The 20,576-nt window shown below is 63.9% G+C and carries 25 protein-coding genes; 11 read left to right on the top strand and 14 right to left on the bottom strand.

What is annotated here, in order from left to right; all coding sequences use genetic code 11:
• Nucleotides 1-12 precede the first annotated feature (12 nt).
• The gene (locus tag ABD059_RS03645) at nucleotides 13-981 is read right to left on the bottom strand and encodes an EamA family transporter (RefSeq protein ID WP_343877861.1); all 969 of its coding nucleotides are present in this window, start codon (nucleotides 979-981) and stop codon (nucleotides 13-15) included.
• A gap of 76 nt (nucleotides 982-1,057) precedes the next feature.
• Between ABD059_RS03645 and ABD059_RS03640 the strand changes: the two genes are divergently transcribed.
• Complete coding sequence (locus tag ABD059_RS03640; protein ID WP_343877859.1) at nucleotides 1,058-1,603, top strand: CGNR zinc finger domain-containing protein; 546 nt, start codon at nucleotides 1,058-1,060, stop codon at nucleotides 1,601-1,603.
• Between the two features lie 88 nt (nucleotides 1,604-1,691).
• Here ABD059_RS03640 and ABD059_RS03635 read toward each other — a convergent pair whose 3' ends face one another.
• From ABD059_RS03635 to ABD059_RS03625, 3 genes are all read right to left on the bottom strand, one after another.
• Nucleotides 1,692-2,024, bottom strand: a complete 333-nt coding sequence (locus ABD059_RS03635; protein WP_343877858.1) for a hypothetical protein — start codon at nucleotides 2,022-2,024, stop codon at nucleotides 1,692-1,694.
• Nucleotides 2,025-2,090: 66 nt separating this feature from the next.
• On the bottom strand, nucleotides 2,091-2,699 hold the full coding sequence (locus tag ABD059_RS03630) for a hypothetical protein (protein ID WP_343877857.1): 609 nt from the start codon (nucleotides 2,697-2,699) through the stop codon (nucleotides 2,091-2,093).
• Between the two features lie 97 nt (nucleotides 2,700-2,796).
• Nucleotides 2,797-4,134 (bottom strand): MATE family efflux transporter, encoded by a 1,338-nt coding sequence (locus ABD059_RS03625; protein ID WP_343877856.1) that lies wholly within the window; start codon nucleotides 4,132-4,134, stop codon nucleotides 2,797-2,799.
• 124 nt (nucleotides 4,135-4,258) lie between these two features.
• Here ABD059_RS03625 and ABD059_RS03620 point away from each other — a divergent pair, with 124 nt between their 5' ends.
• The gene (locus tag ABD059_RS03620) at nucleotides 4,259-4,495 is read left to right on the top strand and encodes a hypothetical protein (protein WP_343877855.1); all 237 of its coding nucleotides are present in this window, start codon (nucleotides 4,259-4,261) and stop codon (nucleotides 4,493-4,495) included.
• On the opposite strand, the gene ABD059_RS03615 is transcribed toward ABD059_RS03620, so the two are convergent.
• Together ABD059_RS03615 and ABD059_RS03610 are read right to left on the bottom strand one after the other, a co-directional pair.
• Nucleotides 4,492-5,136 carry a TetR/AcrR family transcriptional regulator gene (locus tag ABD059_RS03615; protein WP_343877854.1) on the bottom strand — a complete coding sequence of 215 codons (645 nt, stop codon included), beginning with the start codon at nucleotides 5,134-5,136 and terminating at the stop codon, nucleotides 4,492-4,494. The two genes, ABD059_RS03620 and ABD059_RS03615, sit on opposite strands and share 4 nt — an antisense overlap.
• 76 nt (nucleotides 5,137-5,212) lie before the next feature.
• Nucleotides 5,213-6,091, bottom strand: coding sequence for a DUF4031 domain-containing protein (locus ABD059_RS03610; protein ID WP_343877853.1), 879 nt, complete (start codon nucleotides 6,089-6,091; stop codon nucleotides 5,213-5,215).
• Between the two features lie 90 nt (nucleotides 6,092-6,181).
• On the opposite strand from ABD059_RS03610, the gene ABD059_RS03605 reads away from it, so the two are divergent.
• From ABD059_RS03605 to ABD059_RS03570, 8 genes are all read left to right on the top strand, one after another.
• Nucleotides 6,182-6,670, top strand: a complete 489-nt coding sequence (locus ABD059_RS03605) for a histidine kinase (protein WP_343877851.1) — start codon at nucleotides 6,182-6,184, stop codon at nucleotides 6,668-6,670.
• Nucleotides 6,671-6,750: 80 nt separating this feature from the next.
• Nucleotides 6,751-7,596, top strand: coding sequence for a DUF4097 family beta strand repeat-containing protein (locus tag ABD059_RS03600; RefSeq protein ID WP_343877849.1), 846 nt, complete (start codon nucleotides 6,751-6,753; stop codon nucleotides 7,594-7,596).
• Nucleotides 7,597-7,634: 38 nt separating this feature from the next.
• Nucleotides 7,635-8,579, top strand: a complete 945-nt coding sequence (locus ABD059_RS03595; RefSeq protein ID WP_343877847.1) for an ATP-binding cassette domain-containing protein — start codon at nucleotides 7,635-7,637, stop codon at nucleotides 8,577-8,579.
• Nucleotides 8,576-9,409 carry an ABC transporter permease gene (locus ABD059_RS03590; RefSeq protein ID WP_343877846.1) on the top strand — a complete coding sequence of 278 codons (834 nt, stop codon included), beginning with the start codon at nucleotides 8,576-8,578 and terminating at the stop codon, nucleotides 9,407-9,409. Before ABD059_RS03595 ends, ABD059_RS03590 begins: the two co-directional genes overlap by 4 nt.
• 133 nt (nucleotides 9,410-9,542) lie before the next feature.
• A complete protein-coding gene (locus tag ABD059_RS03585) occupies nucleotides 9,543-10,631 on the top strand; it encodes a WD40/YVTN/BNR-like repeat-containing protein (protein WP_343877844.1) in 1,089 nt (362 codons plus the stop codon).
• A gap of 22 nt (nucleotides 10,632-10,653) precedes the next feature.
• Complete coding sequence (locus ABD059_RS03580) at nucleotides 10,654-10,932, top strand: MoaD/ThiS family protein (protein ID WP_343877842.1); 279 nt, start codon at nucleotides 10,654-10,656, stop codon at nucleotides 10,930-10,932.
• A 12-nt stretch (nucleotides 10,933-10,944) separates the two neighbouring features.
• Complete coding sequence (locus ABD059_RS03575; protein WP_343877841.1) at nucleotides 10,945-11,295, top strand: iron chaperone; 351 nt, start codon at nucleotides 10,945-10,947, stop codon at nucleotides 11,293-11,295.
• A gap of 82 nt (nucleotides 11,296-11,377) precedes the next feature.
• The gene (locus ABD059_RS03570; RefSeq protein ID WP_343877840.1) at nucleotides 11,378-12,772 is read left to right on the top strand and encodes a DUF2254 domain-containing protein; all 1,395 of its coding nucleotides are present in this window, start codon (nucleotides 11,378-11,380) and stop codon (nucleotides 12,770-12,772) included.
• 23 nt (nucleotides 12,773-12,795) lie between these two features.
• On the opposite strand, the gene dnaB is transcribed toward ABD059_RS03570, so the two are convergent.
• Nucleotides 12,796-14,178 carry a replicative DNA helicase gene (dnaB, locus tag ABD059_RS03565; RefSeq protein ID WP_343877839.1) on the bottom strand — a complete coding sequence of 461 codons (1,383 nt, stop codon included), beginning with the start codon at nucleotides 14,176-14,178 and terminating at the stop codon, nucleotides 12,796-12,798.
• Nucleotides 14,179-14,772: 594 nt separating this feature from the next.
• Here dnaB and ABD059_RS03560 point away from each other — a divergent pair.
• Nucleotides 14,773-15,291, top strand: coding sequence for a hypothetical protein (locus ABD059_RS03560; protein WP_343877838.1), 519 nt, complete (start codon nucleotides 14,773-14,775; stop codon nucleotides 15,289-15,291).
• 16 nt (nucleotides 15,292-15,307) lie between these two features.
• Here the strand turns inward: ABD059_RS03560 and rplI are convergent, their stop codons facing one another.
• From rplI to ABD059_RS03525, 7 genes are all read right to left on the bottom strand, one after another.
• Nucleotides 15,308-15,757, bottom strand: a complete 450-nt coding sequence (gene rplI, locus ABD059_RS03555; protein WP_019482097.1) for a 50S ribosomal protein L9 — start codon at nucleotides 15,755-15,757, stop codon at nucleotides 15,308-15,310.
• Nucleotides 15,758-15,775: 18 nt separating this feature from the next.
• Entirely contained in the window at nucleotides 15,776-16,015 is a 240-nt protein-coding gene (gene rpsR / locus ABD059_RS03550) for a 30S ribosomal protein S18 (protein ID WP_005273147.1), read from the bottom strand.
• Between the two features lie 109 nt (nucleotides 16,016-16,124).
• The gene (locus ABD059_RS03545; protein ID WP_343877837.1) at nucleotides 16,125-16,712 is read right to left on the bottom strand and encodes a single-stranded DNA-binding protein; all 588 of its coding nucleotides are present in this window, start codon (nucleotides 16,710-16,712) and stop codon (nucleotides 16,125-16,127) included.
• Between the two features lie 64 nt (nucleotides 16,713-16,776).
• A complete protein-coding gene (gene rpsF / locus ABD059_RS03540; protein WP_343877835.1) occupies nucleotides 16,777-17,082 on the bottom strand; it encodes a 30S ribosomal protein S6 in 306 nt (101 codons plus the stop codon).
• Between the two features lie 183 nt (nucleotides 17,083-17,265).
• Entirely contained in the window at nucleotides 17,266-18,546 is a 1,281-nt protein-coding gene (locus ABD059_RS03535; protein WP_343877834.1) for a M18 family aminopeptidase, read from the bottom strand.
• Nucleotides 18,547-18,565: 19 nt separating this feature from the next.
• Nucleotides 18,566-19,267: a response regulator gene (locus tag ABD059_RS03530; RefSeq protein WP_343877925.1), complete on the bottom strand. Its 702-nt coding sequence runs from the start codon at nucleotides 19,265-19,267 to the stop codon at nucleotides 18,566-18,568.
• A 25-nt stretch (nucleotides 19,268-19,292) separates the two neighbouring features.
• Nucleotides 19,293-20,570 carry a sensor histidine kinase gene (locus ABD059_RS03525; RefSeq protein ID WP_343877833.1) on the bottom strand — a complete coding sequence of 426 codons (1,278 nt, stop codon included), beginning with the start codon at nucleotides 20,568-20,570 and terminating at the stop codon, nucleotides 19,293-19,295.
• Nucleotides 20,571-20,576: the final 6 nt, after the last annotated feature.

Genomic DNA, 20,576 nt, shown 5'->3' with positions numbered 1-20,576 from the left:
CAGGGAGAGCTTCTAGGGCAGCGGAACCGGTTCGACGTCGTTGGCCCGGTTCAGGGGTGGGACCCCATCAGCTGGCGTGCGTAGCTCATCGACGCGAACCATCACCACTCCGCCGACGATCAGCAGCCCGCCCAGCAGCTGGATGGGCCCCGGCAGCTCACCGAGCATGAGCCAGGAGGCAAGCACCGCAAACATCACCTCGGTGAGCCCCACAAAAGAAGCAACTTTCGAGCCGAGCTGGCGGGCGGCAAGGATCCCGGTGAAGTAGGACACCACCGTCGAGATGAGCACCAGGCCCAGGACGGGGACCAGCCAGCTGGTCTGCCAGCCAGCCAGTGTCACATCCCGAAACTCAAAGGTGAACGGCATGATGCCCACCAGCCCCATGACGCCGATCGCTACGGCGCCCACCACCATGCCACCCCCGGCCATCACCAGCGGGGGCAGGCCGTCGTCGGCCTTGGCGGACATGAGGAAAAAGACCGCCAGGCAGACCGCTGCTGCCAGCCCGTAGATGACCCCAATCGGATCAAGCCGTTCGTCCGACGTGAGATCCAGCACCAGGAGCAGGCCCAGCATCGCCGTCACCGAACCAGCGGCGGTGAGACGGCGTGGTGCCCGACGGCTTCGCGCCCACAGCCATCCGACAATCAACACCGGCGCCAGGTATTCCAGCAAGAGGGAAACACCCACTGACATCCGCTGCACAGCATTGAAATAGAAGAACTGGCAGAGCGCGATGGCAGTGACACCGTAAATGATGAGGGTCAGCGCACTGCCGCGAAGTGCGGTCCAGCGCCCGCGGAGTGCAATCAGGACCGGAATCAGCAGGACCAGTGCAGCACCCCCAATGCGGACTCCCACGGCAGCCCCGGGACTCCAGCCGATCTCCAGCAGGGATTTGGCAAACGGCCCGGATACGCCGAATGCCGCTGCCGAGATGACCGCCCACCACAAACCCGCCGCTGCGCCGTTTCTCATACTGAACCTCATTAGTGTCATGACCAAAAGTTGATTATGGTAGTGACAGTAGACCCAAACAATGTCAGGAGTCAATGTGACATTTGCTAATGACACAGAGGTTGCGTTGATCTCTGCCGCAGCGCTCATCAACACCGGCAAGGAGGAGACCGATCAGTTGACCACGCTGGCGGACCTCGACCGATTCCTGGCAGAACAGGACTTCTCCGGCTCCCGCGCCCACACTGCCGCCGAGTTGGCTGCTGTGGTGCGGCTCAGGGCAGAGCTGGAGGAAGTATGGACGTCAACGGAGGACGACGCCGTCGCGCACGTCAACCGGATGCTGAGCGACGCCCACGCCCTCCCCCGGCTGGTACGCCATGATCACTGGGACTGGCACCTCCATGCCACCGAGCCCGAGGCTCCATTGGAGGATCGGATGGCAACCGAAGCGGCGATGGCGCTGGTCGATGTCATCAGGACCCACGAAATGGAGCGGCTGCGGATCTGCTCGGCCGACGATTGCAGCGCAGTGGTGCTGGACCTGAGCCGAAACCGCTCGAAGCGGTACTGCGACACCGGGAACTGCGCCAATCGCGCGCACGTCAAGGCCTACCGGGCCCGGAAGTCCGCCAAGGGGTAACCCCTGGGGCCAAAAGAGTCCCGCACCCGCAGACCAGTGGTTGCCCAACAGCGCGCCTGCAGCCCTGCCACTTTTCTGGGCCAAGAGGTCAGCGCGGGCTCTCCGGACCACCGCGCGGCGTCCCCTTGATGTTTCCATCCTTATCGAGGTTCCCTGCGCCGCCCTGAATCTTCGCCGATGACCGATTGATGCCGGTCCCCTTGCCCAGATGATCAGCGTTGGGCTTCTCAGTCATCAGAAGCAACGCACAGACCACCAGTGCGGCTATGAACGCGATGCCGGCAGCGGTGAGGCCGATGTCAACCCTAAGCTCCCTCGTTCCGCCACCGGTGGAAACAACCATCGCGACGATACCGGCCACCGCCCCAAGGACAGCGGAAAAGATGAGAGGGCCTTTGACGCCCTTGACCGATTTGGACACTGTTACTCCTTGAGAAATTGCCGCCGCAGTCTTTCTACGAGTGGTAGAAACACTGCCGCGTCTAGTTTACGCGGTTGTCGGGGACGCCTTCGCCGCGTGACGTACATCATGGCGGTAGCCGAATGACGCGATCGCCAGAACGACGGCAATGATGATCGCCCCGCCCCCCGTGACGCCGAGCAGAGCGTGCGCCCCAGCGTCCTGGAAAATCGGAAGCAACAATCCCGAAGCCATACCCACAGCACCGACCACGATGAGATCTTTGGCAACGACGTTGGAGCGGCGTTGGCGGATTCCCACATAGAGGTCAATAGCCCCGGAAATCACCAGAACGAGCGCAACCACCAGGGCGAACATCGCATCGGAGTGAATCCACAGGTTGAGCACGCCACCCATCACCAGGAATCCCGGCCCGATCCCGACCACCCACCGGTCGCTGCCGGTTTTTACCCCGGCGGCACGCTCCAGCCAGGCCGCCGAAACGGCGAGCGCCAATAGGTAGAGTCCACCGGCAATTGACGCGACCTGCACAGATGGTTGAACCCAGAAAATTGTCAGGGCCCCGAAGGCCGCGGACACGATCGCGCGAAAGAGCAGCGGCCGCCAGACCGCCGCCGCTTGGTCGAGCGGGGTGCGAGGCGGTTGGACCGTCGCGTCGTGGGGTGCGGCACCCATTGCTTTGACCTCCGGTAGACACAGGGCTGATCACTTCAGTCCAGAATTCCTAGTTTATCCCCGAGCCGACGCACTGACGTCTGTCGGCGAACCACGCCTAGCGGGCGCCGGTGACCATCCAGCGATCATTGCGGACCCGCCACGCCAAGGTCAGGGCACGAGCAGCCAGGTAGCCCACACCGAAGGCCAGCCACAGCCAGACGATACCGGCGGGTCCAGCCAATTCAGCGTTGAAGACCCAGATCAGCAGCGGCAGGTAGAGCAGCAGACTGACGACGCCCGCGAGCGCCAGATACTTCGCGTCTCCGGCTCCGATCAGCACCCCGTCGAGCACAAAGACCAGTCCGCAGATGGGTTGTGATGCAGCGAGAACAAAGAGGCCCGCTGCGAGCGCCGACTGGACCGACTGGTCAGTGGTGAAGATCCACCCCACAAACGGCGCGGCCGCCGCAAGGAGCGCACCGGTAATGACACCAAAGCCCAACCCCCAGCCGATCATCCTGCGGGTCAACGCGTGGGCGAGCGGTTTGTCGCCGGCACCCAGTTCCTTGCCAATCAGGGCCTGCGCAGCGATGGCGAGGGCATCGAGGGCAAACGCCAGGAAGATGAAGATGGTCATCACTAGCTGATGTGCGGCGAGCGAGACCGACCCCTGCGCCGTCGCAACGAAGACCGTGGCGAGGATTGCGGCCCGAAGGCTCATGGTCCGCAGCATCAGCCACGAACCAACCCGCGCCGTCGCCCGCAGCCCAAGCCAGGACGGTCGCAGCGGGACCCGGTTCTTGCGGGAAAGCCGGTAGACGATGGTGAGGTACACCGCCGCCATCCCCCACTGCGTGATGCTGGTTCCCAGTGCCGACCCGGCAACCGAGAGCCCCAGCCCGTACACCAGCAGGAAATTCAGACCGATATTCACTGTGAAACCGATGCCCGCCACCAGCAGCGGCGTTTTGGTGTCCTGCAGACCACGAAGCACACCGGTTGCAGCGAGCACCACCAGCATCGCGGTCAGGCCGGGCATTGAGTAGCGCAGGTAGTCGACGGCGAAATTGTGCACCTGCCCCTCGGCGCCCATCAGCGTGGACAGCCCGGGGGCCAGCACCCAGCCCACGCTGGACAGCAGAACACCCAGCACCAAGGCCAGACCGATCCCGTCCCGCCCCGCTGCAACCGCATCCTGGATCCGCCCCGCGCCGAGGAACCGCGCAACGGCGGGCGTGGTTGAGTAGGCGAGGAAGACCATTAGGCCGACGGCGGTGTGCAGCACGGTGGACGCCAGACCAACGCCCGCAAGCTCATCGACACCCAGGTGCCCCACGATGGCTGAATCGGCCAAGAGGAACAGCGGCTCAGCGATGAGCGCACCCAACGCTGGCACGGCCAGGCGAAGGATCCGGCGGCTCAGCTCGCGGGTGTCAGGAAGTACGGTAGTCACAGTGCCACCTTAATGCCTTGCTTAATGCCTTACCCCGAACCGCTTCCCAGCTGGGTGGAAGCGGTTCGGGGGGGCTCGTCGGCTAGGCTTAATACCGGGGTACTACGGCGCACAGGAGAGTTCAATGCAAAAACAGGTCTGGTTCTTCATCGGTGGTCTGGTGGCCTTTTTTCTGAGTACTCTCTTCATTCCGCAAGGCATCTCCGACTTCGCCAGGGCCGCCGCGCTCAATGAGGCGGTGCCCTCAGATGCTGGACTGAACCTCGGGATCGGTACGCTTCTGATCGCGATAGCGATCGCCTGCCTTGCGACCGGCTATGTTGTCCGCCGCAAAAACCACTCCAGCCTCGATCAGGACTAGATCCCCTTCTCCACCATTTCCAGCAGTCGGCCTGCGACGCTCAACCGCTGATCAGCGTCCAACCCGCGCAGCGGACCGTCGATCACCAGCATGGCCAGCCCATGGACCGCCGACCAGGCTACAAACTCCGCACCCGGCCGCCGGTCGACAGGCAACGCCCCGGCATCAACAAGCGCATCCAGGGCGTCGGACAGCAGCTGGAACGGGGTCCTGCCGTGCGGCCCCGCGGAGTCTTCAATCGCAGCGTCCCGCAGGTCAATATGGTTGGCGAATGCGGTTCTGAACAGTCCCGGCTCGGCTTGGGCGAAACCCAGGTATCCCGCGCCCACGGCCCGAAGCTTCGCGCGCGCGAACCCCGCCCTGCCGAGGCGGGCGCCGTCGTCGTCGATCGCTGACTGCTCATCCTCCATGGCTGCCGCCAGCCTCGACTGGGCGGCAAACGATACCGCCCAGAGCAGCGCACCCTTGTCGGTGAAGTGGCGGTAGGCAGCGTTCGGCGTGACCCCGGCGCGACGGGTGACTTCCCGGAGGACGACGGCGTCCGGCCCACCCTCGCGTGCCAGGTCGGTGCCCGCGTCGATCAGCGCCCGGCGGAGGTCGCCATGTCGGTAGGTGGTGCGCGGGCTGGACTGCTCGGTCACGGGATCTTTGGCCTTACCTCGAATGGCTGTAAGTAAACACTGTCTACAAGTCTGTCATGGAGCCCACTGCACTGATTCAGGAGCGCAGTTCGTTCAGGAGATTGGCGCGCGCAGCCTCCAGCCACAGACGCTGCGCCGGAGCGGTGCGGAACAACCGGTCCATGGCGAGGAGCCGACGCACGACGTCGGTGCGGCCGATCGTGAAGTCGACGTCGGACACATGAGCATATTCCTGGCGCACTGCCGCGACATACTGCCCATATTGATGCTCTGGCCGCCCCAGGACGGCCAGGTCCGCGTCGCATAACAACTCGCCGGCGCGGTCGCCGAATGGCGGGTCGTGAGATGCGGTCAAGTGCACCAGTCGGGCCACCTCCGTCACCTCCGCTGCCGGGAGGAAGTCCGTCAGCCACTCCTTGGCGAGGGTGGCGGACGCGCGCTCGTCCTCTCCGGCGACGCCCTGGTATACGGCATCGTGAAACCACGCGCCGAGGCGGACCCGGCGGCGCAGGTGCTCGTCGTCGGACGGCAGGAAAATCACATCGAGTGCCTCCAGCACCTCGAGAAGGTGGGAGGGGGTGTGGTAGCGGCGATGCACCTCGGACCATCGACCCAGCAGACTCTCACCCAGCTGGGGAGCCTGCGGCGCTACCGTCCCCCATCGGGACAGCAGTGCGCGTCGCAACCTCGGGGCCCGATGCCGGGCTGGGATCCGCAAACCACTGGAGATCAGGATCCGGGTCAGGGTTCCGCAATCCACCTCCCTCGCTCCGAGGGCCACAAGTTTGCGGTAGCGGCGGGCCGGAACATCGTAGTGGTCGCCATCGAAAGCCCGTTCGGCAATCCCGGCGACGGCCGCGAAAGCGTGAAGCTCGGAGACTGAGGTATCCGATATCAGGTGGGAGAACTCGGTCCCATGAGCCGGCCATAGCGGGGGGTCAATGTAGATGGCCATCGATCAAGCCTACCGGCGGACATCCCGAACTTTCTGATGATGACACCACTTTTGCTTGACCTGACACCACTATGGTGTCACTATGGTGCTATGGAATTGGGACGATACGTCAGTGACCTGCAACGCCAACTGGTGGATGCGGCGGAGGGTGGCTCAGAAGATGCCCGCGCCGCCGCCGAACGCCTTGCCGCTGGACTGGATGCCGCCACCCGGATTGTCCTCCTCGACGTTCTGTCGGCCGCTGCTGGAGAGATCACCCGCGATCTCGCCCCCGGTTCGGTTGACCTCCGGCTGAGGGGGCGCGAGGTCGAGTTTGTCGTGACCCCGGCGGCAGCCGACGTCGAGGCCGATGAACCGGGCGCCGTGACCGTCGATCAGGACGATGCGAGCACCACGAGGACCACCCTTCGACTCCCCGACGCCCTGAAGGCACGGGTGGACGACGCGGCTGCAGCCGACGGCATGTCCGTCAACACCTGGCTGGTCCGCGCGGTGGCCGCTGCGCTTCAGCCGAAGCAACGACGCTCCGCCCAGCGCGCTCTGCGCTCTGGGGACAACTTCGCCGGGTGGGCGCGCTAGCCAGCGCCCGCCCCACAACTGAATCCACCCCGCGAACCCGCGGGGGTAATCCATCACGCCTAGCAGGGGAGTACTTCAGCATGCCTACTTACACCACCCCCACCGCCATCGACCTCGCCGTCAACCTGCAGGTCGGTGCGCTGGACGTCATCGCCAGCGACCGTTCCGACACCGTGGTCACGGTATCGCCCACCAACCCGGACCGGGCGGTCGACCGCCGGGGGGCCGAGGCGACCACCGTCGACTTCGACGGCGAACGGCTCACCGTCACCGGCCCGAAGCCCCGATTCAACATGATCGGACCCACCGAGTCGGTCGACCTGCTGATCGAGCTGCCCACCGGATCCCGGCTGACCGCCAAGGTGGCGGCCGGTGGGGTACGTACCGTCGGCCAGCTGGGGGCTACCCGGATCAAGAATTCGATGGGGCCCGTGGACATCGACGCCACGGGCGACCTGTGGCTGCGCGCCGGGCACGGCAACGCGACCGCCGGATTCGTCCGTGGCGGCGCCGAAATCACCGCCGACCACGGCCAGATTCGGGTCCGTTCCATCGGCGGGGAGGCAATCCTCAAGGCCTCGCACGGTTCCATTTCCGTCGGGGAAGCGGCCGGTGACCTGGAAGCGAAACTCTCCTACGGCGACTTTGAAGTCGATAAGGCCCTTGCCTCGGTGACAGCCAAAACCGCCTATGGATCCATCACGCTCCCGGACGTAGGAAGCGGCTCCATCGCCGTCGAGAGCGGGTACGGCCAGGTCACGATCGGGATCCGCCCGGGGGTCGCGGCCTGGCTGGACCTGTCGTCGAAGATTGGCCATATCCGCAACGAGCTCGACGGCGACAAGGCACCCGCGCCGTCCGAGCAAACCGTCGCCGTCCGTGCGCGTACCCAAGGCGGCAACATCTCTATCCACCGTGCCCGGTAGCCGCGCGCCAGCCGGGCACAGCTGATAAGGAACCTGACATGCAGCCGACAGCAATCAATCTTGAAGGACTCCAGAAGTCCTATGGCGAAAAGGCGGTGCTCGACGGAGTCGACCTCAGTGTCGGCGCCGGAACGGTCACGGCTTTACTCGGCCAGAATGGGGCGGGCAAAACCACCACAATCCATATCCTCTCGACACTCATTCACGCCGACGCAGGTACCGCCTCGGTGGCGGGCTGCGACGTCGCCGGGGATCCCGACGGTGTCCGCGCCGCGATCGGCCTGACCGGTCAGTTCTCGGCGGTCGATGACCTGCTGACGGGTGAGGAGAACCTCTACCTGATGGCCCGCCTCAGGCACCTGGGGAAGAACCGCTCACGAACACGCGTGAGAGAGCTCCTGGAACAGTTCGACCTGGTTGAGTCGGCCCGAAACCGCCTGTCCACCTACTCCGGGGGGATGCGACGGCGGCTCGATCTGGCGATGACCCTGGTCGCGACGCCCAGCGTGATCTTCCTCGACGAGCCGACCAGCGGCCTGGATCCGCGGAGCCGCCACACCATGTGGGACATGGTGCGCAGCCTTGTCGCCGAGGGCACCACGGTGCTGCTCACCACCCAGCATCTGGAGGAGGCGGACCGGCTTGCCGACCGGATTGCAGTCCTCGACGGCGGGCGGATCGTCGCCGAGGGAACACCGGAGGAGCTCAAACGCCTGGTGCCCGGCGGTCACGTCCGGCTCCGTTTCGCCGACGCCGCTGCCCTGGAGGCTGCCGCGCAGCTGCTCCAGGAGTCCGAGAGCGATGAGGCGGGGCTCTCCCTCACAGTGCCTAGCCAGGGTGAACCCGGCGCCCTTCGTGCGCTCCTGAACCGCCTCGATGCGGCGAACCTTCCCGTCGACCACCTCAGCATCCACACTCCTGACCTCGATGACGTGTTCTTCGCGCTCACTGGCCGGGTCGAGACGAAAGGAACCACCCCATGACCACCACCGCCGCGTCACCGGTCCGCCCGGGCGCGAAACGGCAATCCCACGTCGCGGCAGATGCGATCACCCTGCTGCGCCGCAACCTGCTCCACATGGTCCGCTACCCCGGGCTGTCCCTGTTCACGATCCTCGGCCCCGTAGTCGCCCTCCTGTTCATCGTGTACGTTTTCGGTGGCACCCTCGGGGCGGGTCTCCCGGGCGTGGATGCCGGTGGCGGCCGCGAAGCCTACGTCTCCTACGTCCTGCCGGGGATCCTGATGGTTACTGTTGCGAGCAGTGCCGGCGGGGTCGCCATCACCGCAGCGATGGACATAACAGAGGGCATCACCGCCCGGTTCCGGACCATGGCCATCTCACGATCCGCGGTCCTCGCCGGGCACGTACTGGGCAATACGATCGTGGGCCTGATCGCCGTTGTGCTCGTCTTCGGCGTCGGCCTTCTCATCGGCTTCCGTCCAACGGCAGACCTGCTCGGGTGGCTCTCCGCCCTCGGCCTCATTGCCCTGACCTGCTACGCGATCAGCTGGCTGGGCGTCGCCATGGGAATCCAGGCGAAATCGGTCGACACGGCCAGCAACTGGCCGTTGCTGTTGACCCTCCTGCCGTTCCTCGGTAGCGGCTTTGTCCCGACAGCATCGATGCCCGCATGGCTCCAGTGGTTCGCTCAGTACCAGCCGTTCACACCCCTCATCGAGGCCCTCCGAGGCCTGCTGCTTGGTACCGACCCCGGCTGGAACCTGGGTGCGTCACTGGGCTGGTGCGTGGTGATCATCGCCATCGGCTACGTCTGGTCCAGGAGCATCTATGAGCGGAGGTCGGTGCGCTGACGGGTTCCGGACCGGTCCACTCGACGCCGAGACGAAGGCACGGCCGCGGCGGCAGGAAAGCTATGTACAGGGCACCGGAGCTGTGCCATTGTTTACAGTGTTCACATCAGTTACCCACTGAACCGAGGACCCCATGACTACAACACTCCTGGCCGTCGGCACCAAGAAGGGCCTCTGGCTTGCGACCAGCACGGACCGGTTGACCTGGACGCTCTCCGAACCGCAGTTCCTGATGCAGGAAGTTGCGAGCGTGGGCATCGATACCCGTGAGGGCCGGACCCGGATCATGGCCGGCGTGCTGTCCTACCATTGGGGCCCGACAGTGGTCTGTTCCGATGATCTCGGCGTCACGTGGTCTGAACCCGAACATGGTGCCATCAAGTTCGGGGCGGACGACGACGCTGCTGTCGAACGGATCTGGCAGCTTCATCCCGATTCCGCCGACCGCCCGGGAGTGGTTTGGGCTGGCTGTGAACCCATCTCGGTGTGGAAGTCGACCGACTACGGCGAGCACTTCGAGTTGAACCGCGGCCTCTGGGACCACCCGCATCGTTCCGAATGGGGCGCCGGCTTCGGTGGCGCCGCAGCGCACTCGGTACTCCCGAGCCCTGTCAGCGACGCGGTCCACGTGGCCATGAGCACCGGAGGCGTGTACCGATCGGACGACGGCGGTGCGTCCTGGGCCCCCCGGAACAAGGGGATCTCGGCCTACTTCATGCCGGATCCCAACCCGGAATTTGGTCAATGTGTGCACAAAATTGCCCGTGACGCCGTTGAACCGAACCGGCTGTACGCCCAGAACCATCACGGGGTGTACCGCTCCGATGACAGCGGTGAGACCTGGGAGTCGATCGCTGACGGGCTGCCCGCAGACTTTGGGTTCGTGATGCTCACCCACCCGCGCCGTAGCGGCACCGCGTGGGTGATCCCGTTGAAGGCTGACGGCGAGCGCATCCCGCCAGATGCCAAGCTCGCGGTGCATCGCACCGACGATGCCGGCTCGTCCTGGAGGCGCCTGGACCAGGGGTTGCCCGACCACGAGTACAACGCCGTCCTGCGGGACGCCGCTGGCGTCGACACGCTGGAGCCGGTGGGCGTGTACTTCGGCACTCGGGGCGGCACCGTGTACGCGAGCGCCGACGACGGAGCATCGTTCACTGAGGTGGTCTCCCACCTGCCCGACGTCCTGTGTGTCCGCGCCTCAGCCGTCGTCGGCACCTAGGGTGGGCGCCACGTCGAGCTGTGTGACGGTCCTGATTCCGACCCTCTTGCGGTCCCTGATCGGCGACCGGTCGTCGGTGTCTGTCGCCGCTGAATCGCCGGTCCCCCTCACCCAACTCCTCGACACCCTGCACGAGGGGTATCCGGTGTTCGCCCGGCGCATTCGGGACGAGACGGGAGCCCTGCGCCGGTACGTCAACGTGTACGTCGACGGGGAGGACGTGCGGCGCCTGGCAGGGCTTTCGACACCGGTCCCGCCCGGCGCCGAGGTGATGATTATCCAGTCCGTGGCCGGCGGCTAGCCGGAGGCGCCCATGGATTCACTTGATGAGGCATTGGCAACGTTGGGTGAACCCGAGCGTGAGTGCCTGAAACGGCTTATTGACGTCGCTCGCGCGGAGGCACCCGACGCCGTTGCCGGGGTGAGCTACGGAATACCCGTCCTGAAAGTCGGGGGCAAACCGCTAATCGGTGTCACGGCCAGCGCCCGGCACCTTGCGGTCCACCCCTTTTCGCCGGCAGTAGTCGATCAGGTCCGCGGAGAACTCGACGACTATTCACTGTCCACTGGCACGATCAGGTTCACGCCGGAACACCCCCTCCCGGCGAGTGTCGTTGTTGCGATGGTGCGGGCACGGCGAGCCGAAATCATGGGGTCCGCCTAATGCGGTGTGTTCACGGTATTCCACAGCAGTCTGGTCTACGCTTTGCAGGTACCTGCAACACCAACGAGGAGCCCTACCGCCGATGGTTATGTCTTCAGGGCCAGCCAGCCGGATTGGCGATAGGTTTCGCACTGCAGGCGATGCGCTGCGCACCCAGCTCTGGCCACTGCCGGTCCTTGCTGTACTGGTCGCAATCGGTTTGGGCGTGTGGCTCCCTCTCCTGGATGCCGCAATTGGGGAGGACATGCCGTCGGCGGTTTCCTCTCTCCTGATCAATGGGGGCCCCGATGCTGGCCGGGCAATCCTGGAGGCGACGGCCGGTTCACTGATTACCGCCACGTCATTGACCTTCTCCCTGACGGTCGTCACCCTGCAACTCGCCAGCAGCCAGTTTTCTCCGCGGCTCCTGAGAACCTTCACCGGGGACCGTGTGGTGCACGCGACGCTGGCCCTGTTTCTGGGCACCTTCGCCTATGCGCTGACCGTCCTGCGGACAGTTCGTTCCGGTGACGACGGCGAGGAAGCGTTTGTTCCACACCTCGCAGTGACTCTCGCCTTCCTGCTGGCGATTGCCAGCGTCATTGGGCTGGTGTTTTTCCTGGCTCATCTGGCCCGGGAAATCAGGGTGGAGACCATTATGCGAAAGGTCCACGGGGAGACGGCGGCGACCATTGACCGGGTATTCCCTGATCGACGGGGTTCAGCAAGCCCTGCGCTGCCGGTAGCGCCTACCTCCGCAGCCCTGATAGTCACCGCGAAGTCAGGGTTTCTGACCGGGATCGATGAGGAACGGATCCTTGCAGCAGCGGCAAAACACCGTGCGGTCGTGAGAGTTGATTGCCGCGTGGGTTCGTCCCTCGTGAAAGGCGTGCCCGTCGCCGTCGGCTGGGCGCACAGTGACGAGCCGATCATGAGGGCTGAGGCACTGGAAGAATTCCGTCACGACGTGGCAGCCGCTTTCACCTGCGGATTCGAACGGACCGCGGTGCAGGATGTCGCCTTCGGTTTCCGACAGCTTATTGATGTCGCGGCCAAGGCGCTATCGCCCGGCATCAACGACCCAACAACCGCGATCCACGTGCTTGGGCACACTTCAGCGTTGCTGTGTGATCTCACGCAGCGGGATCTGGGGGCGCGCGCACTGCGCGACGACGACGGGGTGGTCCGAGTCATTCTCCGCCGCCCCGACTTCGCTGCGTTCCTCAACCTCACCCTCGACCAGCCGCTGCTTTATGGGAGTTCCGACCCGGCCGTCATTGATCGGGTCCTGAGCCTGCTGCAGGAGGTCGCCTGGCACGCGGTAGGTGAGGACAAGCCAGCGATCCGCGAACAGCTACAGCGAGTCGCCGCAGCTATTCAGCAGGAATCCCACCCACCAGCAGTTCAGGAGCACCTGCAGGACCAACTGGACCAGGTAAATCAGGCTCTTGACGGCGCATGGTCACCTCATGGCCCAGTGGCAGGCGGAAGGGCCTAACACCCTAGGACGCAGGGTTCCGGTCAGAACCCGCCGCCCCCGCCATCCACAGCCATGTTGTTGAACCGGGAATAATGGCCCTGGAATCCGACCACGATCGTTTTGGTGGGGCCGTTACGGTGCTTGGCGACGATGACGTCAGCCTCACCGGCCCGGGGTGATTCCTTGTCGTAGACGTCGTCGCGATGCAGCAGGATCACCATGTCGGCGTCCTGCTCGATCGAACCACTCTCGCGAAGGTCGGAAACCATCGGGCGTTTGTCGGTGCGCTGCTCCGAGCCACGGTTCAGCTGGGAAAGTGCCACCACCGGAACGTTGAGCTCCTTGGCGAGCAGCTTCAGCGCACGGGAGAACTCGGAGACCTCCTGCTGACGCGACTCCACTCGTTTGCCCGATGACATCAGCTGCAGATAGTCGAGGACCACCAGTTTCAGGTCATGTCGCTGTTTCAACCGTCGGCACTTTGCCCTGATTTCCATCAGAGACATATTGGGGCTGTCGTCGATGAAGAGTGGCGCATCGTTCATCCGCCCCATGGTGGTGGCAATCTTGCCCCACTGTTCGTCCTTGATCGTACCCTTGCGCAGGTCCTGCAGTCCGATGGTGGCTTCGGCTGACAACAGGCGCATGGCAATCTCGTTGCGCCCCATTTCCAGGGAAAAGAACACGGTGGTCATGTTGTGCTTGATCGCCGCGGAGCGCGCCCAGTCCAAAGCAAAGGTCGACTTACCCATTGCGGGCCTCGCCGCGACGACGATCATCTGCCCGCCGTGAAGCCCCTGAGTTAGTTCATCAAGTTCAAAGAACCCGGTCGGCACACCGGTCATGCCCTCACCGCGGTGCCCGGCCGATTCAATCTCGTCGACGGTGCTCTCGATGATGTCTTTCAGTGCGACGTAGTCTTCAGCGCTGCGACGCTCGGCCACAGCATAGACCTCGGCCTGCGCGGCGTTGACGATGTCGTCGACCTCGCCGTCGTTGGAGTAGCCCAACTGGACGATCTTGGTGCCTGCATTCACAAGCCGCCGCAGCACTGCCCGCTCCCGGACGATCTCCGCATAGAATCCGGCGTTCGCAGCCGTCGGGACTGACTGGATCAGCGTATGAAGATAGGCGGGTCCGCCGATGCGGGAAATCTCACCGCGTTTTGTCAGCTCATCGGAGACCGTGACGGCATCGGCGGGTTCCCCGCGGCCATAGAGGTCAATCACTGCCTCGTAGATGCTCTCGTGGGCCGGACGATAAAAGTCCACCCCCCGCAAAACCTCGACGCAGTCGGCAATGGCGTCCTTGGACAGCATCATTCCGCCGAGAACTGACTGCTCAGCAACCAGGTCCTGCGGCGGGGTTCGAGTGAACTCCGGGGACCGGGTGTCCTCTGATGAATCAACGTGCGTGAGGGACACCGCTGCACTCTCTCTTCCAGTTACCTACCCCGGGAACCAACTCCGACAGATCGTCGTGGGTGGTCGTATCCGGTCTGATATCTGAGTCTTATCACCCGGTACGGACAGTTTTAGCGTCTGGGATACTCCGCAACGGTAGTGCCGAAGCACCGTCCTGCCAAGCGAGTAATCCACAGGCCCTGTGGATTGTCTGTGGATTACGCGGCGTGTCTTGTGCACAGGATGGGGACAAGAGTGTGGATAACTAAATACTTATCCAGCCGATATGTCCCTGACAAGGGGAAACACTCTTATAGACCTGTGGAGTAAATGTTTCAGACACCCAACGTTCATCCACTACTTGCGTGTTGACAGATGCTCCCACAGCGCCTAGGAGCCGAGTTATTCACCAGCTATCCACAGCTTTGTGGGCAATTGGTGTGAGCTGAGGCACAGTCCAAAGGGTGTCCCACCGGCCTATATACCGGTTGCCGCACCCCCAGGGGTCGCTCCTGTCTGACATATGACCAATTTGGCATACATCGGTCGGCCAAGGTGACCCCATTGGTGCCATACTTTGGGAGGTCAGCACCCAGGGTCGAAGGGAACAGATCGATGGAACTACAGTTGATCGTCGCCGTGCTACTCGCAGTGCTCCTCCTGACCGGCGGGTTGATCAGTTACATCGGTCGCCGAGATCGAGGAGCCGACTCGGCTTCAGTACCGCCGCCTGCACCGGCTAGTGAATCGCACCGCCGTCGGGCGGACCCTGACCGCCCCGCGCTACAGCCGCAGTCTGGCCAACCGACCACATCATCACCCACCGATTCACCAACCCGCCTGCAGCCTCAGGACGCGCCGGCGCTTCCTCCAGCAGCCACCGCAGCCCCGCTGGGTCCCGATCAACCTGGAAATGAGGATGAGGGCGTGCTGGCCGCGCGGCAGGCTCTCGCTGCCAACCAAGCGGCGATGAGCGATCCACGCCTCAGCACGCTGGACCGGGTCCAGGCGCTGATGAGCAACCCCGCTTTCGCCCTACATCTGCAGGACCAAGGGTTGGAACAGCCCAGCGGACCACCCGAGGACGACAAAAGGGACCCCCGCAGTAAGCGGGGGCCCCTTGAGCCGTCCTGAATGAGAGGTGCCGGAACTAGCTGGCGACAACGTTCAGGTCGATAACTGCAGCGACATCGTCGTGCAGGCGGACGTTCGCCTGGTAGGTGCCAACCGACTTGATGTGGGCGGGCAGTTCAACCTTGCGCTTATCGATGGTGCCAAGACCTGCGGCCTCGACTGCCTTCGCTACGTCGTCAGCCTTGACGGTGCCGAACAAGCGTCCGGACTCCCCGGCCTTCACGGTCAGCTTGACCGGTTTGGCGGAGAGAGCAGCTGCCTGCTTCTGGGCGTCCTCGAGCGTTGAGTGCTCGCGAGCGAGGCGGGCAGCCTTGATCGACTCGACCTGCTTCTCGCCGCCCTTGGTCCAGGTGAGGGCGAAACCGCGGGGCAGAAGAAAGTTACGTGCGTAACCGTTCTTTACCTCGACAATGTCGCCTGCAGCACCAAGACCGGTTACTTCATGGGTCAGAATGAGCTTTGCCATTGGGTTGGGTTCCTTTCCTTAACCGCGGCCTGCGCCGGAGTACGGCAGGAGCGCAACTTCACGGGCATTCTTGATTGCCTGCGCAATTTTGCGCTGCTCCTGAACGGTGACGCCGGTAACGCGGCGTGCACGGATCTTTCCGCGGTCGGAAATGAACTTACGCAGCAAGGCTACGTCCTTGTAGTCGATGACAGTAACGTCAGCGGCCTTCAGGGGATTGGACTTTGGTTTGGGCTTACGAAGTTCAGCCTTTGCCATCGTGGTGCTCCTTATGTCTGGTGGAGCCCGCAGAACGATTCTGCGGGATGGGAACTACTTGGCGGGTGGCCGCTGCCAAAAGTGGAGCGGTCCTGCCGGTAAAGAAGGGTTAAAAGGGAGGCTCGGACGAATCCGGTCCGTTGCCCCAACCGGAAGAATTGCCTCCGGAGGAGTTGCCCCCAGCGGGTGCACCCCATGGGTCATCAGCTGGCTGTTGCGCCTGCTGACCACCCTGTTGGCCACCGCCCCAACCTGAGTTGGAGTTGTTTCCACCGCCACTGTTCCCGCCGCTGTTGCCGCCGAAACCACCACCACCGCCGCCACCGCCTGAGCGCTGGGTGCGAGTGACCTTGGCCGACGCGTAGCGCAGGGATGGACCAATTTCGTCCACCTCAAGTTCCATGACGGTGCGCTTTTCGCCTTCTTTGGTGTCGTACGAGCGTGACTTGAGGCGGCCCTGAGCGACGACGCGGGTTCCCTTGGTCAGGGTCTCCGCTACGTTCTCTGCCGCTTCACGCCATACCGACGCACGGAGGAACAGCGTTTCGCCGTCCTTCCACTCGTTGGACTGGCGGTCGAAGGTCCGCGGCGTCGACGCAATGGTGAAATTAGCCACTGCCGAGCCTGACGGGGTGAAACGAAGTTCGGGATCGCTGGTGAGATTACCGACGACCGTAATTAGGGTCTCGCCTGCCATGGTGCCTCCTACTGTCACAGCCCACTGTGGTGGGCCTGTCCTAATCTGTGAAGCTAAGCCGAAATTACTCGGCGGTGACCTTCTGCTCCTCGGGACGGATGATCTTGGTACGCATGATCGTCTCGTTGAGGCTCAGCTGGCGGTCAAGCTCGGCAGCAATTGCTGGCGTGGCGGTGAAGTTGACTACAGCGTAGAAACCCTCAGCCTTTTTCTTGATTTCGTAGGCCAGGCGACGACGTCCCCACAGGTCTACCTTGTCTACGGTGCCGCCGCCGTTGCGGACGACATTCAGGAACTTCTCGAGCGAAGGCTCAACGGTACGTTCCTCGACATCGGGGTCGATGATTACCATCAATTCATATGCACGCATTTGTGAACCCACCTCCTCTGGGCTAAACGGTCACGGTCTTTCCGTAACAGGAGGTTCTATTTGCGTTGGCCTGCCAGACACCTGTTCCCAGTTCGGGCCGGTGTCAGCGCAGACTTACCAATGTTACCGGAGAATGAGCAGCCCACCGAACCGCAGGTGGATAACCTGTTCCCGGCTCCGCCGCTACCTGATGGACGTGAAGAACAGTTCGGTGGCTGTGGCCAGATGGTGGGGGTCTTCAACACCGCACAGTTCCCGGGCGGAGTGCATGGACAGCAGTGGGGTGCCGACGTCGATGGTCCGGATCCCGAGCCGGGTGGCGGTCAGCGGACCAATGGTTGAGCCGCAGGGCATTACATTATTGGAGACAAACTCCTGATACGGTACCCGTGCTTCGCGGCACAGGCGGGCCCAATAGGCGGCACCGGGGGCATCCGTGGTGTAGCGCTGGTTAGCGTTGATTTTCAGCAGCGGTCCACCACCGAGGATGGGGCGGTTCACGGGATCATGGCGTTCGGCATAGTTGGGGTGCACCGCGTGACCAGCATCCGCCGAAACACAGAACGAGGCGGCTAGCGCCCGGCGGCGTTCCTCAGACTGGGCCCCCAGCCCACCCGAAATGCGGTGCAGGACATCCTCGAGGAAGGGGCCGCTCGCTCCGGAGCGGGAGGCGCTTCCCACCTCTTCGTGATCAAAGGCGGCGAGAACGGCGATTGGCCCATCCGGGGACGCCGTCGCACCCGCCCGGATCAGAGCAACCAGTCCGGCATGCACCGAGGAAAGGTTGTCCAGCCGACCGGCGGCGAAGAAAGCACCGTCTGCGCCGAAAACGCTACCTGGCTGAGTGTCCGCGACGACGACGTCGTACCCGCCGACGTCCGCCGCGGCAATCCCTGCTGAGTCTGCCAGCAGCTCGAGGAGGTCGGCGTCGCGTGGGTCACCGATTCCCCAGACCGGATTCATATGCTGTTGCTTGTCCAACGCGAGTCCGTCGTTTACTGCCCGATCGAGGTGGATAGCAAGTTGGGGGAACCGCAGCAAGGGAGCCGTGGACACCAGGTGCTCGACGCCGTCGTGGGTGACGAGTTTGCCTGCGAGCCCCAGCTCGCGGTCCAGCCAGGAGTTGAGCAGCGGTCCACCGTAGATTTCCACGCCTGCCTGAAGCCAGCCGTGCCGACCGGTGGTGGGCTTGGGTTTCAGTTTGAAACCCGGCGAATCGGTGTGGGCGCCCAGGATCCGGAAACCGGTCACGGGGGTGGCGTTGGCGGGGGTGACCCAGGCGATCAGGGCCCCATCACGGACCACCAGGAATTTGCCCTCCCGTGCTGTCCACGCGTCGGCTTCCTCCAACCGCACAAACCCGGCAGCCTCCAGCCGGGTTGCGCCTTCAGCTGCGGCATGGAAGCTGGACGGTGACGCACCAATGTAGGCGCCGAGATCGGTGATGTGCTGGAGGGCAGTCATGGATTCGAGCCTACCAAGCTCAGTAGTCCTGTCCCTGGCTGGGGACCACCAGACCCGATTCGTAGGCGTAGACAACTGCCTGTACCCGGTCCCTAAGGTGAAGCTTGGTGAAAATCCGCCGCACATGGGTTTTCACGGTGGCTTCGGAGAGGAAGAACTTATGGGCCAGTTCCGCATTGGAGAGTCCCTCGGCGATGGCCTCCAAAACCTCCCGTTCACGGGGTGTCAGGTCCTCCAGCAACGGATCGGCGGGCGGCGGAGTCGCAAGGGGTGGCAACGACCGCACATAGGTTTCAAGGAGCCGGCGGGTGACCCGCGGTGCGACAACCGCGTCCCCGCTGGCTACCACCCGGACGGCATTCACCAGCTCATCGGGTCCCACATCCTTCAGCAGGAAAGCGGACGCTCCAGCCTGGAGGCCGGCGAAGGCGTACTCGTCCAGGTCAAAGGTGGTCAGGATGATGATGCGTGAGCACGAGCCAGACTGGGTGATCAGGCCGGTTGCCTCGATGCCGTCCATGATCGGCATTCTGACGTCCATCAACACGACGTCCGGCTTCAGGGCGGCCGCCATCCGCACCCCTTCGGCGCCGTTGGACGCTTCACCGACGATGACGACCCCGTCCTCACCCTCGAGGATGAGCCGGAACCCCATCCGCAGCAGCGGCTGATCGTCAACCAGGAGAACCCTGATGGCCTCCCCGGCTATCGTTTCGGGCATGGCTGTCTCGTTGAGCGCTAACTCATCAGGCACTTCGGACACTTGGTGCTCTCCTGTTGCTGGATTGTTGCTCCTCAGGGACGACCAGTTGTGCGTTCACGACCCAGCCACCGTCTGGGCCCGGCCCGCAATCAACCGTCCCCGAATAGATGGCGGCGCGTTCCTGCATTCCAGCGATCCCCTGCCCGGAACCCACCGACACCACCGGCCCCATACTGCCGCGGCCGTCGTCGGACACTTTCACCCGGATGAGGATTCCGGTGCGCTTGATAGCTACCTCGACTGTCGTAACACTTTTGCCGTACCGCAGGACGTTGGTCAGGGATTCCTGAATGATCCGGTAGATGGTGAGCTGGAAGGCTGGGTCCTCAGGTAATCCCGGGCCCGAGAGTCCCAGCCGGATGGGTAGCCCCGCCGCCCGGAAGCCGTCAAGCAGCGTGGATAGCGAGCCGGCCGCCGGGAGAGGTTCGCGGGGTGCGGCGTCGGGGTTCTCCCTAAGGACGCCGAGCACCCGGCGCATGTCCGCCAGGGCCGTGCGTCCGCTGGTCGAGAGCTCATCGAGGACCTCGCGGGCCCGGTCCTGGTCCCGTTTCATCACGACGGCGGCGCCGTCGGAGAGGGCGATCATCACCGACAGGGAGTGGGCGACGACGTCGTGCATCTCCCGGGCAATGCGGTTGCGCTCGGTGGCGGACGCCAGTTCGGCGTTCCGGATGGCCCATTCTCGGAGGGCTGTTTCATGTTCCCGATCCTTGCGGGTGGTAACCCCAAATCCGACGGCCAAAAAATACCACATGAGCACAAAGCCGGTGACGATCCAGATGAGGTATGGGGCCTCGTCGACAAACAGGGCGTCGACAAACCAGAGGGGGGTGATCGTCAGCAGTGCTGCTCCGGCAAGCGCCCAGAGTGCGCTGCGGAGGGGATGCCGGGCGGCCACAGCGTACAGGGCAAACCAGACACCGAATCCGACACTCGCCTCACCATCGGAGGTCATGAGGCTAATCCACTCGAGTCCCATCAGGATGCTGAGGACGATCAGCGGGCGGTCTCTGCGCCAAAAGAGGACGATCCCTGCTGCAACGACGGGGATCAAGGCAACCCATCGATCTGCCGTCACGGTTCCGATGATCGCCTGTGGCAGGCTCGCGGCGAGGTAAAGGGCCACCACCAGCGCGTCAGTGACCCGCGGGTGGCTCCGAAAATAGCGCCTGAACGGGCCTAGCCGTTGTGCATTTAGCTCAGTGAAGGAGACGGCGGCCGTTCGCCCCGCCGCCCCCTCCACCGAGGCTTTTTCACTCATTGAGTG

The organism is Arthrobacter flavus, assembly GCF_039526005.1.
Classification (GTDB): domain Bacteria; phylum Actinomycetota; class Actinomycetes; order Actinomycetales; family Micrococcaceae; genus Arthrobacter_D; species Arthrobacter_D flavus.
Note: the sequence above shows the minus strand (reverse complement) of the source record. Positions and strands in the feature narration are given on the sequence as shown.

What these genes read in the sequence shown, in the direction of transcription:
- ABD059_RS03570 (WP_343877840.1), top strand. Translation starts at nt 11,378, where the DNA reads ATGGTTATGTCTTCAGGGCCAGCCAGCCGGATTGGCGATAGGTTTCGC.
- ABD059_RS03645 (WP_343877861.1), bottom strand. Translation starts at nt 981, where the DNA reads ATGAGAAACGGCGCAGCGGCGGGTTTGTGGTGGGCGGTCATCTCGGCA.
- ABD059_RS03530 (WP_343877925.1), bottom strand. Translation starts at nt 19,267, where the DNA reads ATGCCCGAAACGATAGCCGGGGAGGCCATCAGGGTTCTCCTGGTTGAC.
- ABD059_RS03590 (WP_343877846.1), top strand. Translation starts at nt 8,576, where the DNA reads ATGACCACCACCGCCGCGTCACCGGTCCGCCCGGGCGCGAAACGGCAA.
- ABD059_RS03605 (WP_343877851.1), top strand. Translation starts at nt 6,182, where the DNA reads ATGGAATTGGGACGATACGTCAGTGACCTGCAACGCCAACTGGTGGAT.
- ABD059_RS03600 (WP_343877849.1), top strand. Translation starts at nt 6,751, where the DNA reads ATGCCTACTTACACCACCCCCACCGCCATCGACCTCGCCGTCAACCTG.
- rpsF (WP_343877835.1), bottom strand. Translation starts at nt 17,082, where the DNA reads ATGCGTGCATATGAATTGATGGTAATCATCGACCCCGATGTCGAGGAA.
- ABD059_RS03575 (WP_343877841.1), top strand. Translation starts at nt 10,945, where the DNA reads ATGGATTCACTTGATGAGGCATTGGCAACGTTGGGTGAACCCGAGCGT.
- ABD059_RS03595 (WP_343877847.1), top strand. Translation starts at nt 7,635, where the DNA reads ATGCAGCCGACAGCAATCAATCTTGAAGGACTCCAGAAGTCCTATGGC.
- ABD059_RS03620 (WP_343877855.1), top strand. Translation starts at nt 4,259, where the DNA reads ATGCAAAAACAGGTCTGGTTCTTCATCGGTGGTCTGGTGGCCTTTTTT.
- rpsR (WP_005273147.1), bottom strand. Translation starts at nt 16,015, where the DNA reads ATGGCAAAGGCTGAACTTCGTAAGCCCAAACCAAAGTCCAATCCCCTG.
- rplI (WP_019482097.1), bottom strand. Translation starts at nt 15,757, where the DNA reads ATGGCAAAGCTCATTCTGACCCATGAAGTAACCGGTCTTGGTGCTGCA.
- ABD059_RS03545 (WP_343877837.1), bottom strand. Translation starts at nt 16,712, where the DNA reads ATGGCAGGCGAGACCCTAATTACGGTCGTCGGTAATCTCACCAGCGAT.
- ABD059_RS03585 (WP_343877844.1), top strand. Translation starts at nt 9,543, where the DNA reads ATGACTACAACACTCCTGGCCGTCGGCACCAAGAAGGGCCTCTGGCTT.
- ABD059_RS03610 (WP_343877853.1), bottom strand. Translation starts at nt 6,091, where the DNA reads ATGGCCATCTACATTGACCCCCCGCTATGGCCGGCTCATGGGACCGAG.
- ABD059_RS03525 (WP_343877833.1), bottom strand. Translation starts at nt 20,570, where the DNA reads ATGAGTGAAAAAGCCTCGGTGGAGGGGGCGGCGGGGCGAACGGCCGCC.
- ABD059_RS03630 (WP_343877857.1), bottom strand. Translation starts at nt 2,699, where the DNA reads ATGGGTGCCGCACCCCACGACGCGACGGTCCAACCGCCTCGCACCCCG.
- ABD059_RS03535 (WP_343877834.1), bottom strand. Translation starts at nt 18,546, where the DNA reads ATGACTGCCCTCCAGCACATCACCGATCTCGGCGCCTACATTGGTGCG.
- ABD059_RS03560 (WP_343877838.1), top strand. Translation starts at nt 14,773, where the DNA reads ATGGAACTACAGTTGATCGTCGCCGTGCTACTCGCAGTGCTCCTCCTG.